The following is a 12,255-nucleotide window of genomic DNA, read 5'->3' as shown; positions in this document are numbered from 1 at the left end:
TTAGCCCTCCTGTTTGGCATAGTTTTGCAGTGCGGCTTTGATCCTAGGATAGGTGCCGCAGCGGCAGATATTGCCCGACATGGCAGAGTTGATTTGTTCTTCAGAAGGTTTCGGATGCTGCGCAACTAACGCCGCAGCCGACATCAATTGTCCCGCCTGACAATAGCCGCACTGGGGCACGTTATGTTCGGCCCAAGCATTTTTAAGCTTTTGATTATCCAACCCTTCAATTGTTGTAAGTCGTTTTCCCTGTGCCTGCCCCAAACTGGTTAAACAGGCGCGTACGGGTTGGCCGTCTAAATGCACAGTGCAAGCACCGCATAGCCCTGCACCGCAGCCATATTTAGTGCCCGTGAGCCCTAAAATATCCCGTAGTGCCCACAGGATTGGCATTTTAGGATCAGCATCTAAAGTAAATGACTTACCGTTGATGGAAAGCGTTTGGGTAGAAAATGTCTGGGTGGAAGCGGCGGTATTCGCTTCCTTGCCGACTGCTTTGGTTGATAAAACTTCTGCCATAACTCACTCCTTAAGTGCCAACCACGACGCAAGATCGGCTTGGGTATCAATATCAATTGCGGCGCGGGGTAGTGTTATAGCGACTAACGCTCCCTGCTGTGCTTGTTGTTTTAAAATAGATTTAGCCCCGCGATCACCACTCAAGTGAGTGAACAAAGGCAATGTAGAGGCATTAAAAATAGCAGGTATGCCTAAATCATCCAAATAATGGGCGGCAACCTCTTTACCGGTTTCATGCCATGTCAAAATCAGTTGGCGATAATCATCGGCGCTCAAGGCCACTTGGTCAGCGAGTGTCAGCAGCATGGCATCAAAGCCTTGCTCCTTGGCATAACTTGCCGCCAAACTCACAGAGGAGGCCAAACCCGTATGCCACTGTGGATTAATCAAAATATCAAAGGGTTGGCGGGAGTTAAGTTCAGCCAATAACGGTTGCAATACGTGCTGGTGAGCACCGAGTATGACTAACAAAGGCGCATATTGGGGAGAATGTGTGTCTTGGCGATCCAAATCTAAATCTTGGCAATGAAGCTGTTGTAAACGCTCAACATGGGTGCAAATGATGGCTTGTTCGCGAGTTTCTGTAGCGCTAAGTGATGGTATAAGCTGCGCTAACTTAACCCCCTCAAAACGCTTACTCTCGCCGGCCGCAAGTACCACAATAAGCAGCCGTTTGGATGAGCATGGCGTTTGCTCTGTCGATGCTTGCTCTGTCGTCGATATTAGCGCAGCAGACTTTGGCGCGGGCGGCAATGTCATCAATGCATTATCTCATCGAGATGTTTTAAGGTCGCGCCATGGAGCACGCCGTGGCACTGGGCCAAAATACTTAACGCCACTGCGCTCGGTAACTCGCCGCCAAGGGCAAGCCCTGCGGGGGCAGAAAACACCCCAGAAAATGATTCAGTACTCAGCCCTGCCATTCCAAGCACTTTATCCCGTCGATGGGCAGGACCAAGCAAGGCGATATAGGCTAGCGGATGCGCTTGAATGACCTTTAATGCCGCAGCATCTAAGCCCAAGTTATGGTTCATCACCACGGCGCAATCCAATTGAGCGATATGATTCGCGGTTAATTCCCCCGCGGTCAGTTTCACTATATGGGCATGGGGGAAATCCGCCGCTCTGGCATAGGCGGTACGACCATCGAAAACAGTCACTTGCCAACCTAAAGTGTGGGCCATGGCGGCAACAGGCTTAGCATCGATACCACCACCAAAGATCCCAAGATGGAATCTTGGTCTCAAGGGAATAATCAGTGATTCTCCCGCGTCTTGAGTGAAGACGCCCGTGCGTACAAAATCGCTGGCGGGGAACGGCGTCAACTCCTCAGAATAAAACGCAGCGTGATACTGGCGCGCATCAGTCCCCGCTTTGACTAAAGGCAATTGGTAAAACCCCGACCGACCGTGACGAAATGCCTGCACTAGCTCAACTAAGCCAAGATCATGATTCTCTTTTAGCAGAGGGATCAACATGATATCTACTATGCCACCACAACCGAGTCGATAGCTGGCATCGGACTCATCGCTTGCATCATAGGTGACGCACATGACTTGCTTAGTCTGCATGGCATTTTGAGCATGGCGACGTAAATCGGCTTCTAAACAGCCGCCACTTAACATACCCACACCTTGACCAAACTCATGGAACAACATCATGGCACCGGGTTTACGATAAGCCGAACCTTGAATTTGGGTGATCACCGCAAGTACCCAAGCGTCATCCGCCAGTGGTAGCCAATGCTCTAGTAAATCTTCGATTTGGTGATCCATCCGCAAGGACTCCATTGGGTTAGGGAGATTTAAAAAATTTAATGCGCTTATAGCTATTGAAACTATCAGCCGTTAATAACGCAGCTATCGACGTCTATTTGTCATCAAAGCTTGACGCAAGTTTTATCAGCAAATAAAACCGCTTCGTCAAACGCTCGCATTAAACATATGGACAACCAAGTTAGCAAAGGCGTGTGCGTATTGAAAGGAGTAATAGATTTCAAAAAGTGTTGAAGCATAAAATATGTTCAGGGGAAGCTAAAGAGGAAGAATTGACGTCCATGTCTGAGTGGCGTTCGTTCGTAAATCAACCACATCTCATCTAAAACTGATATTCCCCCGCCTTAGTGCGCAGAATTTGGGATTGATTGTCTAGGCTAATGGAGGTCGATTCTATCTGCTCGATAATCTGTGATACTTCACGGGAATTATCGCGGATCACCATCATACTCGAAGCGATTTCTTTAGAAACCAAGGACTGTTCCTCAGTTGAAGCGGCAACCTGAGTATTGATCCCATGAATCGCTTCCGTACTGTGACGAATATCCTCAAATACTGCCACGATACGTTGCAGCTCTACTCCCGCTTTTTGCATAAGCGTCGCCGCTTGAGTCACAGATGTGCCCACTTGATTTGTACGACTCTGAAGGCTTGCGACAATATCATCGATTTCCTTAGTGGAATCTTGGGTGCGCTGAGCTAACGATCGAACCTCATCAGCCACCACAGCGAAACCTCGCCCTTGCTCACCGGCCCTTGCGGCTTCAATCGCGGCATTCAGTGCCAGCAAATTCGTCTGCTCTGCAATCGCCTTAATCACACTCAACACATTACTGACTTGGGTACTTTCGTTCACTAAATGCGACATAGAGTCTTGAGTATTGGTAAACTCAGTTTCCAATACCGACATGGCTTTCAACGCTTCCGATACCGTCTGTTTACCCACAGTGACATGCGCTTCATTTTCAGCGGCGCGGCTTTCAGCGTTCGACGTGCTCTCACTCACATGCACTAACGTCGTGGTCATTTCTTCCATCGCACTGGCGCTGGCATCCAGTTCCCTCGCCACCCGATTTGAGCTTTCACGCGAAACTTGAATGGATGCCTTGGTTTGCTTCGCTAAATCAGCCACCTCTTTTGCAATGCCATCCGTTGTCGATAAGGAACTGGCAAGGGAAGAGATAAACAAGTTGATTTGATTAACGATTTCGCCAATCTCCCCCTGAGTCGTAACAGAGATCCGCCGCGCAAGATTTTTAGAACGCTGAATATCGAGCAATTCAACACAGGTCTGCACTAAGGGAGTCACAATCCTGCTTTTAACGATAATAAATCCGCCAACGGCGGCTAAAATCACGATAAATAACACCAGTTGGGACCAGTTTAATGCCGCATGCAGGGAGTCGAGTCGGTTATTCACATCACCATCGGTACGTTTATCCAATGCTGTAAAAAACTCATCAATCGGCTGCATGATCTTAGCTTTTTCTCTGTGGTATTGGTCGCTATGTAATAACTCCCTCGCCATGGTTAAGTTAGGCTCACCTTTGATCGTGTAGGTTTGGGTGTTGGGGTCCATAAAAATACCTTTAACGGCATTCATGGCTTTCACTTCGAGGGCGACTAACGCATCTGAGTTTTGCTGAGCTTGTTCAAGATAATGAAATTCTTCATCGGAAAAACCGAGGGACTGCATTTGTGCTTTAATTGCAATTCTCGCACCGTCTGGCTTAGGTTTATCGCCATAACTCAGCACTAAATCCCAATAAATCTGATGGTACTTTTCGGGCCTGGATTTCTCACCATTACGGATAGCTAAAATATCCATATACATTTTTTCGTATTTTTCATCGCCTGTGACAGCGTAGGTGCGAGCGAGACGCGTTAAGTCATCGGAACTTTGCCTTAACTCATCGGCGACTTGATAGGACTGATATCGGATGCTGGCAGCATCATTAAAGAGATCGATTTTAGACTTAACATTGAAGCTCAATGCCGCAGAAATCACGGCACTCGCGACTATGGTCGAAAATACCACACTCATCATGGTTTTTGTTTTCATACTTACCCCAATAGACAGAAGAACTGCTTTAAGTCTAGAAGGAAAACCAGAAATCATGGGTAAAAGTGGAACAATCAACGGAAATAATCGTTTGATTTGCGAGTGATTATCGCTCACAAATCACGCAAAAATTAATAGCATGACATTTAAAGTAAAAGTTGGTCCGCGACAAAAGGATTATGTTCGCGCTCTTCACCAAAGGTCGACATAGGGCCATGTCCCGGAATAAATTCGACCTCTGTGCCTAAAGGCCACAGTTTTTCGGTGATCGAGTGAATTAAATCCTGATGATTTGATTGAGGAAAATCAGTGCGCCCAATTGAGCTTCTAAACAAAATATCCCCCACCCACGCCAATTTAGATTGGGCAGAGAAAAGGGCAATGTGTCCCGGCGTATGCCCAGGGCAATGCAGCACAGACAAACTTTGTTCACCCACTTGCACGTTATCGCCGTCCTGCAGGTATTGATCCGGTTCAAAGGCATCGCAATGGGGAAAACCGAAGTTTTGGCTTTGCTTAGGTAAGTTGTCAATCCAGAATTTATCGTCGATATGTGGACCGATAATCGGCACATTGGCCGCTTGTGCCAAAGCTTTTGCCCCACCAACATGATCGATATGCCCATGGGTAAGGATAATTTTGTCGAGAACGAGTCCAAGTTTTGTTACTTCGTTTTGGATCCTGTCAATATTGCCACCAGGATCCACGACCGCAGCTCGCTTGGTTTTCTCACACCAGATCAGGCTGCAATTTTGCTGAAAGGGTGTCACTGGAATAATCTGATACTTCATAGCTTCAATCTCGTGTTATCCATAAGCGATAGATTACGCTAAGAAACTCATCATGGCTCAAATTTATATAGGAAAAATTGATCTTCACCAAAAGCTAATCAAATAATCCTAGCTTGTGGCATAAACTATTTGAACTATAGCCAAACTCGTTGAAGATACGAGTTGCAACTCGCCTAGGTTGCTGCATCTGCAGGTTATTTGGGTATACAATCTGCCAATCACAATAATATGCTCCTCTGCCATTAAGGTTGTTTGATGAAACCCGATATTATTCTCGCCGGAGTGCTGGCGAAGAAACATACTTTTACCTTGCCCCTAAACTATCAAAATCCGATTGCAGAGCAAATCCAAGTGTTTGCCAGAGAACTCTGTAGCCCAGAAAACAAAGATAAAAAGCTACCTTATATCGTGTTCTTCCAAGGCGGCCCGGGATTTGCGGCCATGCGCCCCGCCAGTAACAGCGGCTGGATCCGCCGCGCATTAAAAGAATATCGGGTGTTATTACTCGATCAACGTGGCACAGGCTTATCGACACCCATTAATTACCAAAGCCTGCAACACTTAGATCCCGCAGCACAAGCCGAATACCTAAGCCATTTCAGGGTTGACAATATCATCCGTGATGCCGAGACGATTCGTGCCCAGCTTTGCCCCGCCGATAAATGGGCAATTCTCGGCCAAAGTTTCGGCGGATTTTGCGTGTTGCATTATTTAAGCGCCGCCCCTCAAGGTGTTAACGAAGCCTATATCACAGGTGGCATACCGTCATTAACCCGCAGCGCCGATGATGTCTATCTTGCGACTTATCAACGCGTACTGGCGAAGAATAAACAATTTTTCCAACGCTTCCACGATGCCCAACATTTAGCCACTCGCTTAGCCAAACACTTGCTTGAAAATGAAGTGTATTTAGCCACGGGAGAACGCCTCACGGTTGAAATGTTGCAGCTGCTGGGTATTAATATCGGCATGGAGCAAGGACCTGAATCGGTTTATTATTTACTTGAGCAAGCCTTAATCAACACAGCTTCTGGGACAGTCGTTAACCCGTTATTTTTAAATCATTTCGGTCAAATGCTCGACTACAACACTAACCCGATTTTTGCCCTGCTGCATGAGGCGATCTACTGCCAGCACACAGCTTCACAATGGGCGGCGCACAGGGTAAGACAACAATTCCCCGCATTTAACTATCAGCAAGGTAAGCCTTTTTTATTTACCGGCGAGATGATTTACCCTTGGATGTTTGACCAATTCAGTCACTTAGTGCCCCTTAAAGCCGCAGCTGAAATCCTTGCCCATAAATCAAATTGGCCTGCACTGTATAATCTTGAACAACTGGCGCAAAACCGCGTCCCCGTTGCCGCGGCCATTTACAGTGAAGATATGTTTGTCGAGATGCAATACAGCCTTGAAACCGCGCAACAGGTCGGCAGGCTAAAGTATTGGCTAACATCAGAATATGAACACAACGGCATTCGCATGGATGGTGAGCACATACTGGATAAGCTCATCAGCTTAAACCGAGGCGACACCTTAAGATAAAAGTTAATTTTAAGGGCTAATTAAGTTAACGCTGACATTATAAACCCGCTCCTCATCTATTAAGTGATTTTGGCAAGTTTCAACGACCTATTTCCGTAAGAGTAAACCGTGTTGGTTTACTCTTTTTTTTGCAAAAATTTAGGGCTATTTCGCGCCATTGTTATACCAATCACATTAAATATCTAATCAGTTCAGAGCCTCACAGGCATCTCAATCCAAGGCGCATTGACGCAGAAATGGTTATTCCCTTTTAAGTCAATGCAACACCGGAGTGGGATGCCTGTGTGGCTCCCGAAGGGCGGGTTTCAACGCGCTTTATACTGCGTTCAAGGCTTTCGACAGAGCACCACTATGCCTTCAAGCCTTCGCCTTGTCTAAAGCGCGTTAAACTCCCGCTGAATGAACAGATATTTAATACGATTGGTATTAATGGCCGGAAATGCCCCTAAAACCAATGACACCCGTGCCTATCAAACCTCAGCAGCCACTTTGCGTGTTCGACTCCGAGTCCCTGAACTCGCACTCGACTTTTTCGCACTGCTACTTGTCGTTGTACTTGTTTTAGCGGTACTTGCCGTGCCAGTGCGTTTTGTCGAGCTAGAGGCTTTGCGGTAAGGCGACTTGCGATAACCAGATTTACTCCCAGCCGTTTTACGATAACCTTGACCTTGTAAACCATTAAGCGCGGTTGGTAGTTGTGCTCCTGCATTTTGGATAAGCGTGGATAAAGTGCCTAGCAGCGGTTGCATAAAGGCTTGATAGGAGGTTTCTTTATGGCAAATGCCGTTCAGGCTGGCTTCCCACAGGGCTGTCATATCCGGCGTAGTCGCACTCGCGGGCAAGCTGTTAATCAAGCCCTTACCCACGTCTGTAGAGACAATGGATTTGCCTAAGCGTTGTAAAAAACCGCGTTTGAACAGCAATTCGATGATACCTGCACGGGTGGCTTCAGTACCTAAGCCATCGGTTTCTTTGAGTATTTTACGGATCTCAGCGTCGGTGACGTAACGGCTGATCCCCGTCATAGCACCGAGTAAAGTGGCATCGGTAAAAGCTTTTGGCGGCTGGGTATTTTTTTCAAGCAATTCGCCGCGAGTACAATGCAAAGCCTGCCCTAGTTTCAGAGGGGGCAACTGGCCGATAAACTCGTCATTCTCCTCATCATCCTTACCCGCGCTTTCTTCCGTCGTGTTGCCACTGGTCTTACTGCCATTTGGCTCTTGGCGGGCAAAGAGTTGCTTCCAGCCGAGGGATTTATCCTGACGCGCCTTGGTATTAAATAAGCCGCCCTCAATTGTCACTTGCACTGTGGTTTCACTGTAACAATAGGCTGGATAAAACTGGGCTAAGTACTGGCGGGCAACATGAAGATATAACTGCCTCTCACGCTGACTCAAGCTGGATAAGTTAGCCGTCTTCTCGGTAGGAACAATGGCGTGGTGGGCATCCACTTTTTTATCATCCCATGCCTTGGATTTAAACCGTGGTTCGGGGGCATCGGCGCCTTGCAATAACTCAGCGGCACCGCTGCTAATCGCCTTAAGAACCGACGACGCTAAGCTATGTTGCTCGACGGGCAAATAACGGCTGTCGGAGCGAGGATAGGTAATGAGTTTATGGCGCTCATACAAACTCTGGCAGGTATCGAGCACGTCCTTAGCACTCATGCCAAACCGTTTTGCCGCATCAATTTGAAGCGCGGACAAGCTGTAGGGCAATGGCGGATTCTGTTTCTTGTCCTTAGCCACTAATTGAGTCACTAAGGCAGGTTTATCACTGATGCGACTCACCACATTTTGCGCTAACCCTCTGGCTAGTACTCGCCCTTCTTCGTCCATATACGGCTGACAAGCTTCGCTGGGTTGCCACTTAGCACTGAAGGCTTCCTGCTTTTCGGTCGCCAAATGCGCTAGCACTTCATAGAAAGGTTTAGATTGAAAATTGGCAATCTCTTCATCACGGCGCACCACTAGCCCGAGTAAAGGCGTTTGCACTCGCCCGACGGACAATACGCCTTGATAACCAACCTTTTTACCTTGGATGGTATAAGCGCGCGTCATATTCATGCCGTAGAGCCAATCGGCACGACTACGGGCTAAGGCCGATGTGGACAAAGGAATAAATTCGCGATTACTGCGCAGCTGCGTTAGCGCCCGTTTTACGGCTTGTGGGTTTAAGTCGCTGATCAGTAAACGCTGAGTTTGATGTAACTTGTCACCCCTCACGCCAAGATAGGCAATCACTTCATCCACGAGTAACTGCCCTTCACGGTCGGGATCGCCCGCATTGACCAGCATGTTGGCTTGTTTGACTAATCGTTTTAGCACTGTGAGTTGACTGCGAGTTGCGGCCTTAGGTTTTAGTTGCCACTTGTCTGGAACTATTGGCAAGTGCTCGAATTTCCACGACTTAAATTCGGGATTATAGGCATCAGGTTCTGCTTGTTCGAGCAAGTGACCGACACACCAAGACACGCAATCGCCATTGGCGGCTTCAATAAATCCATCGCCTTTTTTATGGGGTTTAGGCAATACATCGGCAATGGCCCGCCCTAGGCTAGGTTTTTCAGCGATATAGAGGATCATACAAACACCAAGCACTGGATATAATTACAGTATAATTTAGCCCAAACGCCCGTTGAGTGCAAATTTCTGTGACAAACCGAGCTTAAATACCAAAGCTAAAGTGTAAATTCAATTGCGAATAGTTCTCAACAACTACTAGAATGCACTAAATTTTAGAGGAGTGGCTATGAGACAGTTTGCAATAAATGCGCGGCAGGCGATGACAATCAGTCCAGCATTGATATTAAGATTCAATCAGTTACTGCTATTCCATAGCCTGATGTTACTCGCGATAAGCATGCTCACCAGCACTTGGCTGGGACAAATGAAAATCATCAACATGCCTTTAGCTTGGGGATTCATGCTAGTAATGCCCATTGCGGTGAGTTTATCGCTACTGCTAAAACACCAAGTCACCCGCCATAGCTTAAGCAGCTTATTCGGGGTGTGGATGCTGCTGTGGATCTGGGGATAAACACGACAAAACCTATGGCTGAAAAGATCAGCAGCCTCGCTGCTCCAACAATGGATTGAGTACTCGGATGTCGAGAACAAACACTCATAGATGTTCCCCCCTCGCCCAATCGCGATACCTTTCCCAAGTGGCGGTTAACGCTCCATAAAAAAGCCATAAAAAAAGCCAATGACATTATCACTGGCTTTTTATCCGCCTAACGTTTCACCTTATGGGTGACAGACGTTATGCAGCTCTAAATTAGTACCGATATCTTTGTTACGATCCGCTTTAGCATCGTCATTACGCAGTTGCGTCAAGTGATCTAAATACGCTTGATCCACATCGTTAGTGATGTAATGACCATCAAAAACTGAGGTTTCGAAACGTTTAATCGCTGGATTTTCCATTCTTACTGCTTCGATTAAATCAGGTAAGTCTTGGAAAATAATGCCATCGGCACCAATTAACTTGGCGATTTCATCGGCATCACGGCCATGGGCGATCAACTCGTTTGACGTTGGCATGTCGATACCATATACGTTCGGGAAACGAATTTCCGGCGCGGCAGAGGCAAAGTACACTTTCTTGGCACCCGCTTCACGGGCCATTTCGATGATTTGCTCAGACGTCGTACCGCGAACGATAGAGTCGTCCACCAGCAAGACATTTTTGCCTTTGAATTCAGTGTTAATCGCATTCAACTTGCGACGCACTGACTTCTTACGTTCCTGTTGACCCGGCATGATAAAAGTACGGCCAATATAACGGTTTTTCACAAAACCTTGGCGGTACGGTAAGTCCATGCAACGGGCAATTTCTAGCGCGATATCGCAAGAGGTTTCAGGAATAGGGATCACCACATCGATGTCGTGATCGTACCATTCTTTCTTAATCTTCTCGCCAAGCTTAGCGCCCATGTTTACGCGACTGGCATAAACAGACACTTTATCGATAGTCGAATCTGGACGGGCAAAATAAACGAATTCGAAGATACAAGGGGCGTAGCTAGGTTCTGCTGCACATTGACGGGTATACAGCTGACCATCAATTGACACGTAAATCGCTTCACCTGGCGCCACATCACGCATCACTTCAAAACCGACGGCATCGAGTGCCACGCTTTCAGAAGCGACCATATATTCAGTACCCGTTGGCGTTTCGTGCTTACCTAACACCAGAGGACGAATACCAAATGGGTCACGGAACGCGACTAAGCCTTGGCCGATGATCATAGCCACAACCGCGTAGGCACCACGAGCTTGTTGGTGTACGTTAGCGACCGCATCGAACACTTCTTCCGACGTCAGGGTCAAGCTAGTGGTTTTTTGCAGTTCGTCGGCCAACAGGTTAAGCAACACTTCAGAATCCGAAGTGGTGTTCACATGGCGACGTTTTTTGATCAGCCCTTCGGCTAATTCGACTGTATTGGTTAAGTTGCCGTTGTGGGCTAAAGAGATCCCAAATGGCGAGTTAACATAGAAAGGCTGCGCTTCAGATGCGCTTGAACTGCCCGCAGTTGGATAACGCACATGGCCAATACCTGCATTACCTTGTAGGCGTTGCATGTGTTTGACTTCAAAAACGTCTTTGACCAGACCATTGGCTTTACGCAGTCTGAAAGCACCACGATCAATGGTCACAATACCTGCCGCATCCTGACCTCTGTGCTGCAACACTGTCAGTGCATCATAAATGGTCTGATTAACCGATGATTGGCCAACTATTCCGACGATACCACACATGGGTAAGCTTCCTCATTGTAAGATGTTCTATGCCCTTTCATGTTGAAATATAAGCAAATGATAAAGTAAACCTCTAGCCTTTCGGCTTAAGTGCTACCTATCGGTCGCCAAGGTATCCCGTCACTGACCTGTTAATCGCAATCGCACGCCTAAACTTGCTATTGCGCTCACAGTTACCCTGTTTTTAGGCATAAGCCCTTGAACAGGAGTGACGTACATACCTAAGCGATTGCTACTTTCCATCACTTAGGATTAATTAATTTTCTTTCTTATAGTTTGGGTACAAAGCTGGAGGTGTTTTCCAAATAGTCAAAAAACCATTGAATGACAACGCCAAATTCGGGCACTAGCACAGAGTCCTTCCACCATTGGGTGTTGGGCGAACCTGTGAAAGCATCCATAAAAAACAGCAAGGCGCTCACAATTAGCGCGCCTCGAATAGCACCGAAACACAGGCCCAAGAGCCTATCAGTGCCAGATAATCCGGTTTTGACAACAAGTTGTCCGAGAATATAGTTAACTAAGGCGCCGAGTACCAAAGTGGTAATAAAGAGGATGGCAATAGAAACGCCATTACGCAGCATCTCATCGTTCATTTGAGTTAAGTGAACGGCAAGATCTTGGTAAAATTGGCTGGCAACAAAGAAAGCCGCGAACCATACCACTAAGGACATGGCTTCTTTGGCGAATCCGCGGATTAGACTGATGAGAGTCGATAATCCGATGACGAATATGATAGCGTAATCAATCCAAACCATTGAGATGGCTTTCCGACATGGGCTTTAAGACGGCGCGATTCT

At 47.1% G+C, this 12,255-nt stretch carries 10 protein-coding genes; 2 read left to right on the top strand and 8 right to left on the bottom strand.

The genetic code is table 11. The features are described from left to right. The 5 genes from Q4Q54_RS12745 to Q4Q54_RS12725 all read right to left on the bottom strand — a co-directional run bounded on the left by Q4Q54_RS12745 (position 1) and on the right by Q4Q54_RS12725 (position 5,147). Positions 1 to 519 carry a 2Fe-2S iron-sulfur cluster-binding protein gene (locus Q4Q54_RS12745; protein ID WP_311988625.1) on the bottom strand — a complete coding sequence of 173 codons (519 nt, stop codon included), beginning with the start codon at positions 517 to 519 and terminating at the stop codon, positions 1 to 3. 3 nt (positions 520 to 522) lie between these two features. Continuing rightward, complete coding sequence (locus tag Q4Q54_RS12740; RefSeq protein WP_311988624.1) at positions 523 to 1,278, bottom strand: nucleotidyltransferase family protein; 756 nt, start codon at positions 1,276 to 1,278, stop codon at positions 523 to 525. After that, the gene (locus tag Q4Q54_RS12735; RefSeq protein WP_311988623.1) at positions 1,278 to 2,294 is read right to left on the bottom strand and encodes an XdhC family protein; all 1,017 of its coding nucleotides are present in this window, start codon (positions 2,292 to 2,294) and stop codon (positions 1,278 to 1,280) included. Before Q4Q54_RS12735 ends, Q4Q54_RS12740 begins: the two co-directional genes overlap by 1 nt. A 322-nt stretch (positions 2,295 to 2,616) precedes the next feature. Further along, on the bottom strand, positions 2,617 to 4,356 hold the full coding sequence (locus Q4Q54_RS12730; protein WP_311988622.1) for a methyl-accepting chemotaxis protein: 1,740 nt from the start codon (positions 4,354 to 4,356) through the stop codon (positions 2,617 to 2,619). Between the two features lie 146 nt (positions 4,357 to 4,502). Further along, a complete protein-coding gene (locus tag Q4Q54_RS12725) occupies positions 4,503 to 5,147 on the bottom strand; it encodes an MBL fold metallo-hydrolase (protein WP_259574794.1) in 645 nt (214 codons plus the stop codon). Positions 5,148 to 5,402: 255 nt separating this feature from the next. Here Q4Q54_RS12725 and Q4Q54_RS12720 point away from each other — a divergent pair, with 255 nt between their 5' ends. Further along, a complete protein-coding gene (locus Q4Q54_RS12720) occupies positions 5,403 to 6,692 on the top strand; it encodes an alpha/beta fold hydrolase (RefSeq protein ID WP_311988621.1) in 1,290 nt (429 codons plus the stop codon). A 470-nt stretch (positions 6,693 to 7,162) separates the two neighbouring features. Here Q4Q54_RS12720 and Q4Q54_RS12715 read toward each other — a convergent pair whose 3' ends face one another. Beyond that, positions 7,163 to 9,277: a DNA topoisomerase III gene (locus Q4Q54_RS12715; protein WP_311988620.1), complete on the bottom strand. Its 2,115-nt coding sequence runs from the start codon at positions 9,275 to 9,277 to the stop codon at positions 7,163 to 7,165. Between the two features lie 166 nt (positions 9,278 to 9,443). On the opposite strand from Q4Q54_RS12715, the gene Q4Q54_RS12710 reads away from it, so the two are divergent. Next, positions 9,444 to 9,731: a hypothetical protein gene (locus tag Q4Q54_RS12710; protein WP_012089583.1), complete on the top strand. Its 288-nt coding sequence runs from the start codon at positions 9,444 to 9,446 to the stop codon at positions 9,729 to 9,731. Positions 9,732 to 9,940: 209 nt separating this feature from the next. Here Q4Q54_RS12710 and purF read toward each other — a convergent pair whose 3' ends face one another. Together purF and Q4Q54_RS12700 are read right to left on the bottom strand one after the other, a co-directional pair. Further along, on the bottom strand, positions 9,941 to 11,455 hold the full coding sequence (gene purF, locus Q4Q54_RS12705) for an amidophosphoribosyltransferase (RefSeq protein ID WP_006085457.1): 1,515 nt from the start codon (positions 11,453 to 11,455) through the stop codon (positions 9,941 to 9,943). Between the two features lie 269 nt (positions 11,456 to 11,724). Continuing rightward, positions 11,725 to 12,213, bottom strand: a complete 489-nt coding sequence (locus tag Q4Q54_RS12700; protein WP_006082220.1) for a CvpA family protein — start codon at positions 12,211 to 12,213, stop codon at positions 11,725 to 11,727. Between the last annotated feature and the right edge of the window lie 42 nt (positions 12,214 to 12,255).

The sequence above is a fragment of the Shewanella sp. SP2S2-4 genome (genome assembly GCF_031932025.1).
Lineage (GTDB): Bacteria > Pseudomonadota > Gammaproteobacteria > Enterobacterales > Shewanellaceae > Shewanella > Shewanella baltica.
The sequence above is the reverse complement of the archived record's forward strand: the minus strand, read 5'-3'. Positions and strand labels throughout refer to the sequence as shown.